We start from the raw sequence: 17,937 nt of genomic DNA, 5'->3' as shown, positions 1-17,937 counted from the left end.
TCGATCAGTTCGGCGAGATTGACCCGCACCCCGGGTTGCGTGGGCAGGGCATGCAGAGGGTTCAAGCGACGGCGACCACATCGAGAATGCGCTGCACCACGCGGTCCTGGTCGACGCCGGCGGCTTCCGCCTCGAAGGACAGGATGATGCGGTGGCGCAACACGTCGAACAGCACCGCCTGGATGTCTTCCGGGCTGACGAAGTCGCGTCCGGCCAGCCAGGCGTGGGCCCGCGCGCAGCGGTCCAGGGCGATGGTGCCGCGCGGGCTGGCGCCGTAGGCGATCCACTCGGCCAACTCCAGGTCGTACTTGGCCGGGGTGCGCGAGGCCATCACCAGCTGCACCAGGTACTCCTCCACCGCGTCGGCCATGTACAGGCCGAGGATCTCCCGGCGGGCGGCGAAGATCGCCTGCTGGCTGACCCGCTGCTCCGGTTTGGCCTCGCCGTGCAGTGCCTCGCCGCGGGCCTGCAGGAGGATCTTGCGTTCCACCGCGGCGTCCGGGAAACCGATGCGCACATGCATCAGGAAACGGTCGAGCTGGGCCTCGGGCAGCGGGTAGGTGCCCTCCTGCTCGATCGGATTCTGCGTGGCCATCACCAGGAACAGCGGCGACAGCTCGTAGGTGCTGCGGCCGACGCTGACCTGGCGTTCGGCCATGGCCTCGAGCAGCGCCGACTGCACCTTGGCCGGGGCGCGGTTGATCTCGTCGGCCAGCACCAGGTTGTGGAAGATCGGCCCTTGCTGGAAGGCGAAGCTGCCGGTTTCCGGGCGGTAGATCTCGGTGCCGGTGATGTCGGCGGGCAGCAGGTCGGGGGTGAACTGGATGCGGTGGAACTCGGCTTCGATGCCTTCGGCCAGCTCCTTGATCGCCTTGGTCTTGGCCAGGCCCGGAGCGCCCTCGACCAACAGGTGGCCGTCGGCGAGCAGGGCGATCAACAGGCGTTCGATGAGTTTTTCCTGGCCGAGGATCTGGCTCGCAAGAAAGTGTCGCAGGGCGACGAGCGCTTCACGGTGTTCCATCGTCGGGCTCTTTCAGGAGGGGGCTGCGTGTCGTGCCGGGCGCAACGACGGCCTAGACTTTAATGCATTTGCCGGGGCGCCGGCTATGCGGTTGCCGCGGGTCTGGCCACCGGTGTCTTGTGCCCGTACCGCGATATCCAGCCTCGATGCCGGCGTACGAGTGCGGCTGCGGCCTGCTTGGGAGCAGCCTTGAAAGAAAATGTCGCAGCGCCAGAAGCGCGGCACGGGCCTCGCTCGTTAAGCTCGTCGGCAAATGTGACCAGTGGGTCTTGGGCCCGGTCTGGGTGTAGAGGGGCTCGGTTGAGGTAGCAGCCTCTGCATGAACTAACGTTGAGCTACACGTTGCGGTGTCAGTCACGGTCCACGACTGCCTTAAGTCGAATCACAAGCCAAATGGAGCACAACCATGGCGTTCTTTACGGCTGCCAGCAAAGCCGACTTCCAGCAACAACTGCAAGCGGCCTTGGCGCAGCACGTCAGTGAGCAGGCCCTGTCCCAGATCAGCCTGTTTGCCGAGCGATTCTTCGGCATCATCTCTCTCGAGGAACTCACCGAGCGACGCCTCTCCGACCTGGTCGGCTGCACGCTTTCGGCCTGGCGCCTGCTGGCACGCTTCGACCCTGCGCACACCGAAGTGCGGGTGTTCAACCCGGACTACGAACGGCACGGCTGGCAGTCGACCCATACCGCCGTCGAGGTCCTGCACCGCGACCAGCCGTTCCTGGTCGACTCGGTGCGCATGGAGCTCAATCGCCGTGGCTACAGCATCCACACCCTGCAGAACAGCGTGCTCAACGTGCGCCGCAACGCCGCCGGCGAGCTGGTGGAGCTGTTGCCCAAGGGGGGGCAGGCCCAGGACATGCAGCTCGAGGCGCTGATGTACCTGGAGATCGATCGCTGCGCCAGCCAGGCCGAGTTGCACACCCTGGAGGCGGCCCTGCAGGAGGTGCTCGGGGACGTGCGCCTGGCGGTGGCCGACTTCGAGCCGATGAAGGCCAAGGCCCACGAACTGCTGGCCTGGCTGGACAAGGCCAAGCTCAAGGTGGACGCCGGCGAAGTGGACGAGATCAAGGTGTTCTTGACCTGGCTGCTGGACAACAATTTCACCTTCCTCGGTTACGAGGAGTTCAGCGTGGTCGACGAGGCCGGTGGCGGCGCCCTGGTGTATGACGAGAAGTCCCTGCTCGGCCTGTCCAAGACCCTGCGCAGCGGGCTCAAGAGCGACGAGCTGCATATCGAGCCGGAGGCGGTCAGCTACCTGCGCGAACCCTTACTGCTGTCCTTCGCCAAGGCCGCGCAGCCGAGCCGCGTGCACCGCCCGGCCTACCCGGACTTCGTCTCCATCCGCGAGCTGAACAACAAGGGCCAGGTGGTCAAGGAGTGCCGCTTCATGGGCCTCTACACCTCGGCCGTGTATGCCGCCAGCGTCAACCGCATTCCCTATATCCGCCGCAAGGTCGCCGAGATCATTCAGCGCTCCGGCTTCGACAGCAAGGGACACCAGGGCAAGGAACTGGAGCAGGTGCTGGAAGTGCTGCCGCGCGACGACCTGTTCCAGACCCCGGTCGACGACCTGTTCAGCACCACCATGAGCATCGTGCAGATCCAGGAGCGCAACAAGCTGCGGGTGTTCGTGCGCAAGGACCCCTACGGTCGCTTCTACTATTGCCTGGCCTATGTGCCGCGGGACATCTACTCCACCGAAATCCGCCAGAAGATCCAGCAGGTGCTGATGGAGCGCCTGCAGGCCAGCGATTGCGAGTTCTGGACCTTCTTCTCCGAGTCGGTGCTGGCGCGGGTGCAGTTCATCCTGCGCGTCGACCCCAAGAGCAAGGTGCAGATCGACCCGCAGCGCCTCGAGCAGGAGGTGATCCAGGCCTGCCGTTCGTGGAAGGACGACTATGCCAGCCTGATCGTCGAGAACTTCGGCGAAGCCCAGGGCACCAACGTGCTGGCCGCCTTTCCCGGCGGCTTCCCGGCCGGCTACCGCGAGCGCTTCGCGCCGCATTCGGCGGTGGTGGACATGGAGCACCTGCTCGAGCTTAACGAGAAGCGCCCCCTGGTGATGAGCTTCTACCGGCCCCTGACCCAGGGTCACCGTCAGCTGCACTGCAAGCTCTACCATGCCGACACCCCGCTGCCGCTGTCCGATGTGCTGCCGATCCTGGAGAATCTCGGCCTGCGCGTGCTCGGCGAGTTCCCCTTCCATATGCGCAACAGGGACGGCCGCGAGTACTGGATCCACGACTTCTCCTTCACCCATGCCGAAGACCTGGACATCAATATCCAGGAGCTCAACGACAACCTGCAGGACGCCTTCGTCAGCATCAGCCAGGGCGCGGCGGAAAACGACGCCTTCAACCGCCTGGTACTGACCGCAGGGCTGGCCTGGCGCGACGTGGCGCTGCTGCGTGCTTATGCCCGCTACCTCAAGCAGATCCGTCTGGGCTTCGACCTCGGCTACATCGCCAGCACCCTGGTCAACCACGTGGACATCGCCCGCGAGCTGGTGCGCCTGTTCAAGACCCGCTTCTACCTGGCGCGCAAGCTCAGCGCCGAGGACCTGGAAGACAAGCAGCAGAAGCTCGAGCAGGCCATCCTCACCGCCCTGGACGATGTTGCGGTGCTCAACGAAGACCGCATCCTGCGTCGCTACCTGGACCTGATCAAGGCGACCCTGCGCACCAACTACTACCAGCCGGGCGCCAAGGGCAAGGCCAAGGACTATTTCAGCTTCAAGCTGGACCCGCGGGCCATCCCGGAGATGCCCAAGCCGGTGCCCAAGTACGAGATCTTCGTCTACTCGCCACGAGTCGAGGGCGTGCACCTGCGCGGCGGCAAGGTGGCGCGTGGCGGTCTGCGCTGGTCGGATCGCGAGGAGGACTACCGCACCGAGGTGCTCGGCCTGGTCAAGGCCCAGCAGGTGAAGAACGCGGTGATCGTGCCGGTCGGCGCCAAGGGCGGTTTCGTTCCGCGCCGCCTGCCTCTGGGCGGCGGTCGTGACGAGGTCCAGGCCGAGGCCATCGCCTGCTACCGCATCTTCATCTCCGGTCTGCTGGACATCACCGACAACCTCAAGGAAGGCGAGGTCGTGCCACCGGCCAATGTGGTGCGCCACGACGAGGACGACCCCTACCTGGTGGTCGCCGCGGACAAGGGCACCGCGACCTTCTCCGACATCGCCAACGGCATCGCCGCCGACTACGGCTTCTGGCTCGGCGACGCCTTCGCCTCCGGCGGTTCGGCCGGCTACGATCACAAGGGCATGGGCATCACCGCCAAGGGCGCCTGGGTCTCGGTACAGCGGCATTTCCGCGAGCGCGGCATCAACGTGCAGAAGGACAACATCACGGTCATCGGCATCGGCGACATGGCTGGCGACGTGTTCGGCAACGGCATGCTGCTGTCCGAGCAGCTACAGCTGGTGGCGGCCTTCAACCACCTGCACATCTTCATCGACCCCAATCCGGATGCCGGCAGCAGCTTCATCGAGCGTCAGCGCCTGTTCAATCTGCCGCGCTCGTCCTGGGCCGATTACGACACCAGCCTGATCTCCGCCGGCGGCGGCATCTTCCTGCGCAGCGCCAAGAGCATCGCCATCAGCCCGCAGATGAAGGAACGCTTCGCCATCCAGGCCGACAAGCTGACCCCGACCGAGCTGCTCAATGCCCTGCTCAAGGCCCCGGTCGACCTGATCTGGAACGGCGGCATCGGCACCTACGTCAAGGCCAGCAGCGAGAGCCACGCCGATGTCGGCGACAAGGCCAACGACGCCCTGCGGGTCAACGGCAACGAACTGCGTGCCAAGGTGGTGGGCGAGGGCGGCAACCTCGGCATGAGCCAGCTCGGCCGAGTCGAGTTCGGCCTGTGCGGCGGCGCCAGCAACACCGACTTCATCGACAACGCCGGCGGTGTGGACTGCTCCGACCACGAGGTCAATATCAAGATCCTGGTCAACGAGGTGGTGACCGCCGGCGACATGACCGGCAAGCAGCGCAACAAGCTGCTGGCCGAGATGACCGATGCGGTCGGCAACCTGGTGCTGGGCAACAACTACAAGCAGACCCAGGCGCTGTCTTTGGCGCAACGCCGCGCCCGCGAGCGGATCGGCGAATATCGCCGCCTGATCGGCGCGCTGGAGATGGCCGGCAAGCTGGATCGGGCCCTGGAATACCTGCCCAGCGATGAACAGTTGGCCGAGCGCGTGGCCAGCGGCCATGGCCTGACCCGGCCCGAGCTGTCGGTGCTGATCTCCTACAGCAAGATCGACCTCAAGGAAGCCTTGCTCAAGTCCACGGTGCCGGACGACGAGTACCTGGCGCGCGAGGTGGAGACCGCCTTCCCGCCGCAACTGGCGAACAAGTTCGGCGAGGCCATGCGCAGCCATCGGCTGAAGCGCGAGATCGTCAGCACCCAGATTGCCAACGACCTGGTCAACCACATGGGCATCACCTTCGTCCAGCGCCTGAAGGAAAGCACCGGGATGACGGCGGCCCACGTGGCCGGGGCCTATGTGATAGTGCGTGACGTGTTCCGCCTGCCGCACTGGTGGAAGCAGATCGAGGCGCTGGACCACCAGGTGCCGGCCGAGCTGCAGTTGCAGATGATGGACGAGCTGATGCGCCTGGGGCGCCGCGCGACCCGCTGGTTCCTGCGCAGCCGGCGCAACGAGCTGGATGCGGCGCGCGACGTGGCGCACTTCGCGCCGCGCGTCGAAGCCCTGGCGCTGTGCCTGGACGAGCTGCTCGAAGGGCCGGCGCGGGAACAGTGGCTGGCGCGCTTCCAGGGCTATGTCGAGGCCGGTGTACCGGAGGAGCTGGCGCGGGTAGTGGCCGGCACCAGCCACCTGTACACCCTGCTGCCGATCATCGAGGCCTCGGATGTCACCGGCCAGGAGCCGGCCCAGGTGGCCGCGGCCTACTTCACCGTGGGGGGGGGAGCCCTGGAGCTGTCCTGGTACCTGCAGCAGATCTCCAGCCTGCCGGTGGAGAACAACTGGCAGGCATTGGCGCGGGAAGCCTTCCGCGACGATCTGGACTGGCAGCAGCGGGCGATCACCGTTTCCGTATTGCAGATGGGCGAAGGGCCGGAGGAGATCGAGGCGCGCGTGGCCCACTGGCTGGACCAGCATCGCCTGCTGGTCAACCGCTGGAAGTCCATGCTGGGCGAGCTGCGCGCGGCGACGGGGACCGACTACGCCATGTATGCGGTGGCCAATCGCGAGCTGATGGACCTGGCCCAGAGCGCCCAGCACGGGGTGTGCATTCCCTGAGTAGCGGCTGATGCGTCATCGAGCCCCGCCTAGTGCGGGGCTTTTTTATGGCTATGTCGCAACAATGTGTTGCAAGAACTAATCTGAAAGGCAGGCATCCGCTCGGGAGGTCTGCCCATCATGGACACTCAAGCCTTTCACCACTGGCTGGCTCAACTAGGCCAGCTCAGCCCCCAGCAGAAATCCACGCTTCATCAAGCCCTGCAGAGCCCGCCCACAACATCGGTGCTTGATGACCTGCCGGCGCTGCAGAGTTGCCCGCATTGCCAGGCCGCTGCGAGACACCTCGCGCCCTGGGGGTGGTCGCGTGGTCTGCGTCGCTATCGCTGCCGTAGCTGCCGACGGACGTGTACCGCGTTGTCGGCAACCGGCCTTGCCCGCCTGCACTACCCCGAGCACTGGAAAGACTATGCCCAGGCACTGATTAATGGGCTGAGCGTGCGCAAGGCTGCCAAGGCGTGCGGCATCACTAAGAACACCGCGTTTCTCTGGAGGCACCGTTTCCTGGCGGCAGCCGCCGAGCATCACGCCACCCATGAGACCGGGATTGTCGAAGTGGATGAAACGTTCTTTCTGGAGTCATTCAAAGGTCAGCGACACTTACCGCGGCCGCCGCGTAAGCGAGGCGGGGTCAGCGTGACCCGCGGCACGGGGAAAGACCAAATCCCGGTGATGGTGGTGCGCGACCGGGAGGGGCATACCGCTGACTTCACACTGGCCAAGCTCGATGCTGTGCATGTACGCAAAGCGCTGGCGCCGCTGATCGATCAGGAGTCCGTGCTGTGCACTGACGGAGCGGCGGTCTATGCCAGTTTCGCCCGGGTGCAGGGCATCACCCATCAGGTCGTGCATGCCCGCCCCGGCCAGCGCGTGCGCCAGGGCGCCTTCCATATCCAGAACGTCAATGCCTACCACAGTCGACTGAAGAACTGGATGACCCGCTTTCATGGCGTGGCCACCCGCTACCTCCCGAACTATCTGGGCTGGCGCCGTATGCTGGAGCGCTATCAGCACGGCATTCGGCCGGTTCACTGCATCCAGGAGGCGGTAGGACGAACCATGCAACACGCTATTGGGACATAGCCTTTTTTATTCCGGTGCGGTTCGAGTGTGCGGGCGGCTGTCGGTCAGGGTCTTGAGGTGGGCGACCACATCCGGCGCGCCGGCCAGGCGCAGGCCCTCGCCGAGGGCCCGGGCCTCGGCCGAGTGCTTGGGCAATAGCAGGTACTCGGCGGCACCGGGGCTGCGCTGCAGCGACAGGCGGGCATAGGGCAGGCCCTTGTCCAGCAGCAGGCCCATGAAGGTCGGGTCGCTCCAGGCGGCGGCGGGCATGGCGTGGACATGGTAGTGCTGCTGCAGCTGCGCCAGGCCGTCGGGGCTCAGGCGGTAGTGGGCCAGGTCGGCTGGCAGGGCGATCTCCAGCCCGCGCCGGCGTGCATAGGCGACCGCGCAGGCGAAGGCCTCTCCGTGCTGTTCCCCGGCCCAGAACAGGCGCTGGCCATGCCAGTCGGCCTGACGCAGTTCGATGCGTTCTCCGGCGAGAAAGCGTGGCAGGGCCAGGCTGATGGTCCTGATGAAGTCCTTGTAGCTGATGATGCGCACCGGGCGGCAGGTCTGGCTGGCCGCGTACTGCTCGAAGCAGGTGAAAGAGGCCTGTTGCGGATCGCCGCAGCAGAGCCCGTCGATCTGCCGCAGATCCAGCGAAGCCACGGATCGCTTCTCCAGTTCGACCACGCGCATGAGCGTGGCGCGGGCCTGTGCCTTGTCCTCCTGCACCGGTCCGGACAGGGCATCGCGCGGCAGGTCGACCAGGCGGTGCAGTTGTGGTCCCTCCTGCCAGCAGATGCTCTCGCGGGGGGGCGTCAGCGGGCTGAAAGGCAGGCGCAGCTGGCTGGCGCGTTCGAGTATCTGCCGTTGGCCACGGCCGATCAGGCCCAGGCGCTGGGCCAGAGCGGTCAGGCGTGAACTCAGGGAACTGGGCTGCTGGGACAAACTCATGGCCGACTAGGAACTCCAGGGGCACCCGTGTCAGTGTGGCAGAGGCGAGCCGGCGCTGCACGGGCAGGCGCGGGCGACTCGGTGCGGGTGAGCAGGGGCCGGTGCGGCGCTTGTGGCAAGATTACCGGATTCATCTGCTTAGGTGCCTCCATGCCCTGTCTACTCCTGGATATCGCGCTCTCTGCCGAGCGTTTGCGTGCAGTCTACCAAGGACGCGCCAACCGTATCCTGCTGGAGAGCCGTGATGGTCGACGGGTCAGTCTGCCGGCCCATCATATCCGCCCGTTCTTGAGCCATGAAGGGGTCTACGGCGCCTTCGTCCTGGAGTTCAGCCCCCAGGGCGAGCTGCTCAGCCTGCGGCGCCTGGACTGAAGCCGGCCGTGCGCCTCGCTGCCAGGTGGCGTGGCCTGTATAATCGCCGCCTTTGCGATTTCGCCACTATCGAGCTGAGCATGTATAACCTGGCCCGCGAGCTGCTGTTCAAACTCTCCCCGGAAACCTCCCACGAACTGTCCATCGACCTGATCGGCGCCGGCGGTCGTTTGGGCCTCAATGGTCTGTTGACCAAGGCGCCGGCGAGTCTGCCGGTCAAGGTCATGGGCCTGGAGTTCGCCAATCCGGTCGGCCTGGCGGCCGGCCTGGACAAGAACGGCGATGCCATCGACGGCTTCGCCCAGCTGGGCTTCGGCTTCGTCGAGATCGGCACCGTGACGCCGCGCCCGCAGCCGGGCAACCCCAAGCCGCGGCTGTTCCGCCTGCCCGAGGCCGAGGCGATCATCAACCGCATGGGGTTCAACAATCACGGTGTCGACCATCTGCTGGCGCGGGTGCGGGCGGCCCGGTACGAGGGCGTGCTGGGCATCAATATCGGCAAGAACTTCGATACCCCGGTGGAGCGCGCGGTGGACGACTACCTGCTGTGCCTGGACAAGGTCTATGCCCACGCCAGCTATGTGACGGTCAACGTCAGTTCGCCGAATACCCCGGGGCTGCGCAGCCTGCAGTTCGGCGACTCGCTCAAGCAGCTGCTCGAGGCCCTGCGCACGCGTCAGGAGGACCTGGCCCGGCAGCACGGCAAGCGGGTGCCGCTGGCGATCAAGATCGCCCCGGACATGAGCGATGAGGAAACCGCCCAGGTGGCCGCGGCACTGCTCGAGACCGGCATGGATGCGGTGATCGCCACCAACACCACCCTGTCCCGGGACGGGGTCAAGGGCCTGGAGTACGCCGACGAGGCGGGTGGGCTGTCCGGTGCGCCGGTGCGGGACAAGAGTACCCATACGGTCGAGGTGCTGGCCGGCGAGCTGGGCGGACGACTGCCGATCATCGCCGTGGGCGGCATCACCGAGGGCCGCCATGCCGCCGAGAAGATCGCCGCGGGGGCCAGTCTGGTGCAGGTCTATTCGGGCTTCATCTACAAGGGGCCGGCGCTGATCCGCGAGGCGGTCGATGCCATAGTGGCCGCGCGGCGCTGAGCGGGGTTGATCGCGGGGGAAATAAAGAGGGCTCCCTGAGGGAGCCCTTGGGCTTGCGCCCGCCGCCCGAACTGGGGCGTGCTTGGTAAAGACGGTAGGTTCCTTTACTCGATCAGCCGACAGCGTGAAGTTCGTTGAGTCGATGAATACCGGCGGTCCCGGTCAGCCCATCCCAGTTGTCGCCACGGCCTTCGCGCCAGCCGTTCATCCAGGCTTGACGAACCGAAGGCAGGGTGAAGGGGCACAGTTCGCGGGATTTGCCATTGATACCGTACTGATAGCCGCGCAAAAAAGCTCTTTCTAACGGATCACGCTTAAGTCTTCTCATAGGGTGTTGCCCTCACTGTTGACTGTTATGTCCCGTAGACCTCGTGGCGAGGCCAGGCAGAAAAAAGAGTCTGCCAGCGGAGCCCGCTGCCGGCGTCGCGAGCGTCCTGTGCCTTCGCCATTGCGGCGACGGCCTAGGTAGATTTCTATCTAATGCTCGGGGGCCTGTGAATGATCGTTTTGTCATAAGGGCGTAATGCTTCCGAGGGTGAGACCATAAGGCTCGGCGACTTGTTCGCCGGTGTTCTGCAAGACCCCGCACGGGCTGGGCGTTTGCGCCGCCCGTGCTGGTGTTGTGCCATCGCAACTGGATTTCGATTGCGAGGGTTTTTTATTCCGACGAAGGGTCGCATTGCGACTTTTTGTCACTTATTTTGGCCGTGTCGCCTCACGCGCTCGCCGCTCACTGCCTTAGGCACTGGATATTTTCATGTCGGATCGCTACGAACTCTTTCTCACCTGCCCCAAGGGCCTGGAAGGCTTGCTGCTCGAAGAGGCCAGCCAATTGGGGCTAGAGGGCGCGCGCGAGCAGACCTCCGCCATTCGTGGCGAGGCCGGGCTGGAGAGTGCCTACCGCCTGTGCCTCTGGTCGCGCCTGGCCAACCGCGTATTGCTGGTACTGGCGCGGTTTCCCGTGCGGGATGCCGAGAGCCTGTACCAGGGCGTACTGGCGGTTGACTGGTTCGAGCACCTGGAGCCGGGCGGCAGCCTGGCCGTGGAGTTCAGCGGTCACGGTTCGGGCATCGACAACACTCATTTCGGCGCGCTCAAGGTCAAGGACGCCATAGTCGACAAGCTGCGCCAGGCCGACGGTACGCGGCCCTCGATCGATAAACTCAACCCCGACTTGCGCGTGCACCTGCGTCTGGAGCGCGGCGAGGCGATCCTCTCCCTCGACCTGTCCGGCCATAGCCTGCACCAGCGCGGTTATCGTCTGCAGCAGGGCGCCGCGCCGCTCAAGGAGAACCTCGCCGCTGCGGTCCTGATCCGTGCCGGCTGGCCGCGCATCGCCGCCGCGGGCGGGGCGTTGGCCGACCCCATGTGCGGGGTCGGTACCTTCCTGGTGGAGGCGGCGATGATGGCCGCGGACATCGCGCCGAACCTCAAGCGTGAGCGTTGGGGCTTCGACCAGTGGCTGGGGCACGTGCCGGCACTGTGGAAGAAGCTGCATGCCGAGGCGCAGGAGCGGGCCGCCGCCGGTCTGGCCAAACCGCCGTTGTGGATTCGCGGCTACGAGGCCGATCCGCGCCTGATCCAGCCGGGCCGCAACAACATCGAGCGGGCCGGCTTGAGCGACTGGGTCAAGGTCTACCAAGGCGAGTTGGCCACCTTCGAGCCGCGTCCGGACCAGGCCCAGAAGGGGCTGGTGATCAGCAACCCGCCCTATGGCGAGCGTCTCGGCGACGAGGCCAGCCTGCTGTATCTCTACCAGAACCTCGGCGAGCGCCTGCGTCAGGCCTGTCTGGGCTGGGAGGCCGCGGTGTTCACCGGCGCCCCGGAACTGGGCAAGCGCATGGGCATCCGCAGCCACAAGCAGTACGCCTTCTGGAACGGCGCCTTGCCGTGCAAGCTGCTGCTGATCAAGGTGCAGCCCGAGCAGTTCGTCACCGGCGAGCGGCGCACCCCGGAGCAGCGCGAGCGCGAGCGTGAGCAGGCCGAGATCGCCAAGACGCAGGCCGCGCCCCAGGCGCGTCAGTTCAACAGGAACGGCAACCCGATCAAGCCGGCGCCGGCCCCGGTTGTCGAACAGGCCCGCCTGAGCGAAGGTGGGCAGATGTTCGCCAACCGCCTGCAGAAGAACCTCAAGCAGCTGGGCAAGTGGGCGCGCCGGGAGGGGGTCGAGTGCTACCGGCTGTATGACGCAGACATGCCGGAGTACGCTCTGGCGGTGGACCTCTACGGCGACTGGGTGCATGTGCAGGAATACGCCGCGCCCCGCTCGATCGACCCGGAGAAGGCTCAGGCGCGTTTGTTCGATGCTCTGGCGGCGATCCCCCAGGCGCTGGGCGTGGACAAGAGCAAGGTGATCATCAAGCGCCGCGAGCGCCAAACCGGTACCAAGCAGTATCAGCGCCAGGGCAGTCAGGGCCAGTTCATGGAAGTCGCCGAAGGCGGCGCCAAGCTGCTGGTCAACCTCACCGACTACCTCGACACCGGGCTGTTCCTCGACCATCGGCCGCTACGTCTGCGCATCCAGCGCGAGGCCGCGGGCAAACGCTTCCTCAACCTGTTCTGCTATACCGCCACGGCCACCGTGCATGCGGCCAAGGGCGGCGCGCGCGGCACCACCAGCGTCGATTTGTCGAAGACCTATCTGGACTGGGCGCGGCGCAACCTGTCGCTCAACGGTTACTCGGACAAGCACAGGCTGGAGCAGGGCGACGTGATGGCCTGGCTGGCCGAGGATCGCGGCGAGTACGAACTGATCTTCATCGACCCGCCGACCTTCTCCAACTCCAAGCGCATGGAGGGGGTGTTCGACGTGCAGCGCGACCACGTGCAGCTGCTGGACCTGGCCATGGCCCGTCTGGCGCCGGGCGGCGTGCTGTACTTCTCCAACAACTTCCGCAAGTTCCAGCTCGATGAGGGGCTGGCGGCGCGCTACGGGGTGGAAGAGATCAGCGCCGACACCCTGGATCCGGACTTCGCCCGCAACCCGAAGATCCACCGCGCCTGGCGCCTGACCCCGCGCGGTTGACCGATGCCGGCGGGCAGTCCCTCTATCTCGGACGGCCCGCCCGTGGCCTCACTTGGCTTGCCGGTACAGGTCGAGCAAGACCTGATCGAGTATCGCCGAGGCGCCCCAGGGCCTGGGGTCGTTGAGGATGGCCACCACCGCCCAGCTGTGGCCGTTGCTGTCGCGGCTGTAGCCGGCGATGGCGCGCACATTGTTCAGGGTGCCGGTCTTGATATGGGCCTGGCCCTCCAGGGCGGTGCCTTTCAGGCGCTTGCGCATGGTCCCGTCCATCCCCACCAGCGGCATGGAGCTGATGAACTCGGCGGCATAGGGGCTCTTCCAGGCGGCCTGGAGAAGCGCCGCCAGTTCGCGGGCGCTGACCCGCTCGGCCCGTGACAGCCCCGAGCCATTCTCGATCACCAGATGCGGGGCGGTGATGCCCTTGCGTGCCAGCCAGGCGCGGATCACCCGTTGCGCGGCCTTGGCATCGTCGCCATCGGCGGCGTTGCGAAACTGCGCACCGAGGCTGAGAAACAGCTGACGGGCCATGGTGTTGTTACTGTACTTGTTGATGTCGCGGATGATCTCCACCAGGTCGGGGGAGTGCGCGCGGGCCAGCAGGCGGGCGCTCTTCGGCACATCGGCGAGGCGGTCCTGGCCGAGAATGCTGCCGCCCAGCTCCTGCCAGATGGCGCGCACGGCGCCCGCCGCGTAGTCCGGGTGGTCGAGCAGCGACAGGTAGGTCTGGGCGCTGCAACCCTCGGCCAGCTGTCCGCTGACGATCACCGTGGTGCCGTCGTACTGGGTCACCGGGTTGTAGCGCACGTCCGGCCAGCCGGGGCATTTGCCCGGCTTGAGCAGCTTGACGCGGTTGTCGATGCGGATATCGGCGAGCGGTGGTTCGATCGCGATGCGCACCTTGCCGTTCTCGGCACGGGCGATGAAGCGCAGGGCCTTGAGGTTGACCAGCAGGGCGTCGGGGGTCACCAGGTAGGGCTTGTTGGCGTCGCCGCCGTCGTCGTTGAACACCGGCAGCTTGGGTTGCACGAAGTGGCTGCGGTCGAGCACCAGGTCGCCGCTGACCTGGCGTACGCCGTTGGCGCGCAGGTCGCGCAGCAGCAACCAGAGCTTTTCCATGTTCAGCTTGGGGTCGCCGCCGCCCTTGAGGTACAGGTTGCCCTGCAACACGCCGTCCTTGAGCGGGCCATCGGTGTGGAACTCGGTGGTCCACTGGTGGGTCGGGCCCAGCAGCTCCAAGGCGGCGTAGGTGGTCACCAGTTTCATGGCCGAGGCCGGATTGACCGAGATGTCGGCATTGATCACCGTGCGGGTACCGGGGCCGGTGAGTGGCACGGTCATGACCGACAGGGCGCGGGGGTTGATCTTGTTGGCTTTCAGGGCCTTCTCGACCCGGCTCGGCAGACGGCTATTGTCGGCGGCGTGCAGGGGCAGGGCGAGCGGCAGCAGCAGGCTGGCGATCAGCAGGTGGCGCAGGGTGCGGGTCATGAGCGGAGGGACTCGGTGCTAGGGGGGAAGGGCGCGGTCGACATGTGCGGAGGACTCCACAGCGGTTCGTCAAACAGCCCCGCATTATGCCCGAAGGCCATTGCGCCAGGGCCGTCCGGCGACCGGCGTGAAGGACTTTTTTGCACCCCGAAAGAGGCAGGCGGGCGCTGGGACGGGCATGTTTGCCGGCAAGCTGTTAGAGTGCCGCGCGTAATTACTCTTGAGGATCCTTCCATGGCTACCAACCGTTCCCGTCGTCTGCGCAAGAAGCTCTGTGTGGATGAATTCCAGGAGCTGGGTTTCGAGCTGAACCTGAATTTCAAAGAGGACCTGACCGACGAGGCCGTCGACGACTTCCTCGACCAGTTCCTGCGTGACGCCATGGAAGCCAACGGCCTGGGCTACGTCGGTGGCGACGACTACGGTCTGGTCTGCCTGGCCAAGCGTGGTTCGGTGAGCGAGGCGCAGCGCGCCCAGGTCGAGGCCTGGTTGAAGGGCCGTAGCGAGCTGATCGACTTCAGCGCCAGCCCGCTGCTGGATGTCTGGTACCCGGAAAACCCGATCAATCCGGCCTGATGTCCCCCGACTCGGGCATGCGCCAGGCATGCCCGAGCGCTTCCACCGTCTGCTTTCAGCCCGCCAGGCCGGCCTTGGCCAGCACCTCTGCCTCGTCCACCGCATCGATCTGCGCCTTCTGCATGAAGCGTTCGGCATACTCGCGATAGACCCGCGCCCGCACGAACAGGCCGAACAGCTCGGGGTCGATATGCCCCGTGCGGCACATCTCGGCCATCAGCGTCAGTGACTCCGACAGCAGTTTGCCTTTCTTGTAGGGGCGATCCACCGCGGTCAGCGCCTCGAAGATGTCGGCGATCGCCATCATCCGCGCCGGCAGGCTCATCTGTTCGCGGCGCAGGCGTTTCGGATAGCCGCTGCCGTCGACCTTCTCGTGATGACCGCCGGCGATCTCGCTGACCTCCCGCAGGTGCGGCGGGAAGGGCAGGCGATCGAGCATGAGGATGGTCTGCACGATGTGGTGGTTGATGATGTAGCGCTCCTCGTCGGTCAGGGTGCCGCGCCCGGTGCTCAGATTGTGCAGTTCGCCGCGGTTGAACTTGTACTGCGGCACCTCCAGGTGGAAGCCCCAGGGGTTGTCCGCCGGGATCAGCTCGTCGGCCGGGCGTTCGACCAGGTGCTCGGGCTTGTCGGCCAGCAAGGCTTCCTCCACCGGCAGTTCCTGCGCAGGGCGGCGCTGCTGGCGCCGGGCCTCCTCCCAGGACACGCCGAGGCGGTCGTCCAGGGTGCGGGTCCAGGTGCGCGCGGCGATCTGCCGGAGCCGCTGCAGATCGGCCTCGGCCATGGTTTCGCCGCCCAGGTTGCAGGTGGCGACGAAGGCGAAGTCCTCGTCCAGGTGGCTCAGCGCCTCGTCGCGCCGGGCGGCCAGCAGTGCCTCCTCGCCGCCCTCGGCACGGCCCTGCCAGTAGGCGATCCAGGCGTCGCGCTTGAGCACCTCGAAGCGCATGCGCACCTCGTGGATGCGGTCGTACAGGGTCTCCAGCTTGGTCGCCTTGTCCACCACGTATTCGGGGGTGGTCACCTTGCCGCAATCGTGCAGCCAGGCGGCGATATGCAGGGCCTCCCATTCCTCGGCATTCGGCCGGTAGTCGCGGAAGGCCGGAGCGTCGCTGTCTGCCGCGGCGCGGGCGAGCATCAGGGCGATCTCCGGCACGCGCTGGCAGTGGCCGCCGGTGTAGGGGCTCTTGGCGTCGATGGCGCCGGCGACCAGCTGGATGATGGCATCGAGCAGCTTCTTCTGCCGCAGCAGCAGGCGCTGGCTCTCGATGCACAGGGCGGCGACCCCGGAGACCGCCTCGACGAAGGCCACGCGTTCGCGGCGCGGCATGGCCGGCTCGTCGGCCTCGCCGCGGTCGCAGTGCAGCAGCACCAGCACGCCGACTGTGTCGCCCTGGCGGTTGTGCAGGCCGGCGGCGACCAGATGGACCCGCGGGCTGTCGAGGGCGCGTAGCAGGCTGCGGTAGTCGCCGGCCTGGTCGAAGCCGAGGGACAGCACCGTGCTGGGGCCACCGCCTGCCGGGCCGCGCAGCCACTGCGGCAATGCTTCGGCGCTCACCTCGTAGCCGGGGATGTCGTGCCGAGCGAGGTCGTGGCGCTGGCCGTCGAGGAACAGCCCACGGGGTTCGAGCCGGCCCTTGTCGGTGTCGATCAGGTAGATCAGGCCGCCCTGGGCCTGGCTGATGCCCACGGTTTCCTCCAGCACCCGTTCGAGCAGGGTGTCGAAGCGGGTCACGGCGGACAGGCTGGCGGCGATCTCCAGGAAGCTGGCGATGGTTTCTTTCATCTGTTTCATGGACACCGCCAGCTGGTCGACCTCCAGTACCGGCGAGTGGCCGCTGGTGGGTTGCTTGAAGTCGAAGCGGCGGATCGCCTCGGCTTCGGCGACCAGGGCCTTGAGCGGCTTGGCCACGATGCGCGAGGTCAGCCAGCCCAGCGGCAGGCATAGCAGCAGGGTGGTCAGGGTGATCAGCGCGCCTTGCCAGCGCATGCGGTAGGCGTCCTCCAGCAGCTCGTCTTCCGGTACCAGCAGGGCCAGGAACAGGCCCTGGGGGCCGCCTTCCAGCAGGCGGCTGCGCGAGGCCACCCAGCGGCGCTTGCCCAGCTCGAGCACGCTCTGTTGCAGCTCGCCGGTGTCATCGGCCAGCAGGGCGTCGATTTCTGGGCTGAGTTCGCGGGCCGGGCTGAGTATCGCCTCGCCATCGATCATCATCGTCAGGCGGGCGCTGTCGGGGTAGGCCACCGCATTGCCGGCGGGGTCGTAGAGGAGGATCTGGCTGCTGGCGGTGATCCGTTGATCGGTCAGGGTGGCGGACAGTTCGGCCAGGGTCAGGTCTGCCGCGATTACCCGGGTCAGGCCGCTGCGCCTGGCCAGGGTGGTGCCGACTTCGGGGCTGGCAAAGAACACGTAGGGTGCGGTGGTGATCTGGCCGCCGTCCACCCGGGCGCGGCGGTACCAGGGGCGGGTGCGCGGGTCGTAGTCTTCCTCAGGACGGGCGCGGCGGTTGATCAGGTTCAACGAGCCGTCGTAGAACAGATAGGCGGCTTCGACGTCCCCGGCGCTGCGGTCGATCGACCAGACCTGGAAGGCCGCGTTGTCCGGCGCGGAAAAGCGCAGCTTCATGGCCTCGTCGCGCAGCGGCCGGACCATGAAGAAGTCGCCGTCGTCGTCGCCGAGGTACAGCGAGGCCATCTGCGGGTTGTCGCGCAGGGCCTGGGCGAAGGGCTTGAGCAGGGGCAGGCGGCCCGGCAGGTTGCCGGCCTGGCTGGCCTCGTTGAGGGCCAGCAGACTGAGCAGTTGGCGGATCGGCTGGTAGGTGTGCTCGAGGTCGAGCTGGACGTTCTGCTGGACCTGCTCGAACAGCTTGGTGCTGCTGGCGAAGATGATCTGGGTGGTCTGCCGATGGTTGAACAGCCCGAGCAAGGTGCCGGTCAGGAGTAGCAGCAGGGTGAAGAGCAGGCTGATGTGCACATGCAGGGGAAACCGGCGGTCGCGGGGCCAGAATCTGCGGGGCATAGCGCTCACTCCATCGGTTGCGCCGTTGAGCTCCTAAGCATAGTGGAGGGGGGCTGGAGGCGCCGGGCAACG

11 protein-coding genes are annotated in these 17,937 nt (G+C 66.4%); 6 read left to right on the top strand and 5 right to left on the bottom strand.

The features are described from left to right. Nucleotides 1-61: 61 nt before the first annotated feature. Nucleotides 62-1,021 (bottom strand): AAA family ATPase, encoded by a 960-nt coding sequence (locus tag ACSX1C_RS07695; protein WP_318645879.1) that lies wholly within the window; start codon nucleotides 1,019-1,021, stop codon nucleotides 62-64. Between the two features lie 406 nt (nucleotides 1,022-1,427). On the opposite strand from ACSX1C_RS07695, the gene ACSX1C_RS07690 reads away from it, so the two are divergent. Continuing rightward, nucleotides 1,428-6,293: an NAD-glutamate dehydrogenase gene (locus ACSX1C_RS07690; RefSeq protein WP_439888942.1), complete on the top strand. Its 4,866-nt coding sequence runs from the start codon at nucleotides 1,428-1,430 to the stop codon at nucleotides 6,291-6,293. 120 nt (nucleotides 6,294-6,413) lie between these two features. Next, nucleotides 6,414-7,376 (top strand): IS1595 family transposase, encoded by a 963-nt coding sequence (locus tag ACSX1C_RS07685; protein ID WP_439888941.1) that lies wholly within the window; start codon nucleotides 6,414-6,416, stop codon nucleotides 7,374-7,376. A 6-nt stretch (nucleotides 7,377-7,382) separates the two neighbouring features. Here the strand turns inward: ACSX1C_RS07685 and ACSX1C_RS07680 are convergent, their stop codons facing one another. After that, a complete protein-coding gene (locus tag ACSX1C_RS07680; protein WP_439888940.1) occupies nucleotides 7,383-8,291 on the bottom strand; it encodes a DUF6685 family protein in 909 nt (302 codons plus the stop codon). 150 nt (nucleotides 8,292-8,441) lie between these two features. Between ACSX1C_RS07680 and ACSX1C_RS07675 the strand changes: the two genes are divergently transcribed. Together ACSX1C_RS07675 and ACSX1C_RS07670 are read left to right on the top strand one after the other, a co-directional pair. Continuing rightward, nucleotides 8,442-8,663 (top strand): DUF2835 domain-containing protein, encoded by a 222-nt coding sequence (locus tag ACSX1C_RS07675; RefSeq protein ID WP_439888939.1) that lies wholly within the window; start codon nucleotides 8,442-8,444, stop codon nucleotides 8,661-8,663. A gap of 80 nt (nucleotides 8,664-8,743) precedes the next feature. Then, nucleotides 8,744-9,766 (top strand): quinone-dependent dihydroorotate dehydrogenase, encoded by a 1,023-nt coding sequence (locus tag ACSX1C_RS07670; protein WP_439888938.1) that lies wholly within the window; start codon nucleotides 8,744-8,746, stop codon nucleotides 9,764-9,766. 112 nt (nucleotides 9,767-9,878) lie between these two features. Here ACSX1C_RS07670 and rmf read toward each other — a convergent pair whose 3' ends face one another. Then, the gene (gene rmf / locus ACSX1C_RS07665) at nucleotides 9,879-10,094 is read right to left on the bottom strand and encodes a ribosome modulation factor (protein WP_318645884.1); all 216 of its coding nucleotides are present in this window, start codon (nucleotides 10,092-10,094) and stop codon (nucleotides 9,879-9,881) included. 429 nt (nucleotides 10,095-10,523) lie between these two features. On the opposite strand from rmf, the gene rlmKL reads away from it, so the two are divergent. Next, complete coding sequence (gene rlmKL / locus ACSX1C_RS07660) at nucleotides 10,524-12,791, top strand: bifunctional 23S rRNA (guanine(2069)-N(7))-methyltransferase RlmK/23S rRNA (guanine(2445)-N(2))-methyltransferase RlmL (RefSeq protein WP_439888937.1); 2,268 nt, start codon at nucleotides 10,524-10,526, stop codon at nucleotides 12,789-12,791. 48 nt (nucleotides 12,792-12,839) lie between these two features. On the opposite strand, the gene dacB is transcribed toward rlmKL, so the two are convergent. Further along, nucleotides 12,840-14,276, bottom strand: a complete 1,437-nt coding sequence (gene dacB / locus ACSX1C_RS07655; RefSeq protein ID WP_439888936.1) for a D-alanyl-D-alanine carboxypeptidase/D-alanyl-D-alanine endopeptidase — start codon at nucleotides 14,274-14,276, stop codon at nucleotides 12,840-12,842. Between the two features lie 234 nt (nucleotides 14,277-14,510). Between dacB and ACSX1C_RS07650 the strand changes: the two genes are divergently transcribed. Further along, nucleotides 14,511-14,852: a YggL family protein gene (locus tag ACSX1C_RS07650; RefSeq protein WP_318645887.1), complete on the top strand. Its 342-nt coding sequence runs from the start codon at nucleotides 14,511-14,513 to the stop codon at nucleotides 14,850-14,852. A gap of 55 nt (nucleotides 14,853-14,907) precedes the next feature. Here ACSX1C_RS07650 and ACSX1C_RS07645 read toward each other — a convergent pair whose 3' ends face one another. Next, nucleotides 14,908-17,865 carry an HD domain-containing phosphohydrolase gene (locus ACSX1C_RS07645; RefSeq protein WP_439888935.1) on the bottom strand — a complete coding sequence of 986 codons (2,958 nt, stop codon included), beginning with the start codon at nucleotides 17,863-17,865 and terminating at the stop codon, nucleotides 14,908-14,910. Between the last annotated feature and the right edge of the window lie 72 nt (nucleotides 17,866-17,937).

Origin of the sequence: Pseudomonas sp. MBLB4123 (assembly GCF_051904775.1) — a bacterium.
GTDB lineage: Bacteria > Pseudomonadota > Gammaproteobacteria > Pseudomonadales > Pseudomonadaceae > Aquipseudomonas > Aquipseudomonas benzenivorans_B.
Note: the sequence above shows the minus strand (reverse complement) of the source record. Positions and strands in the feature narration are given on the sequence as shown.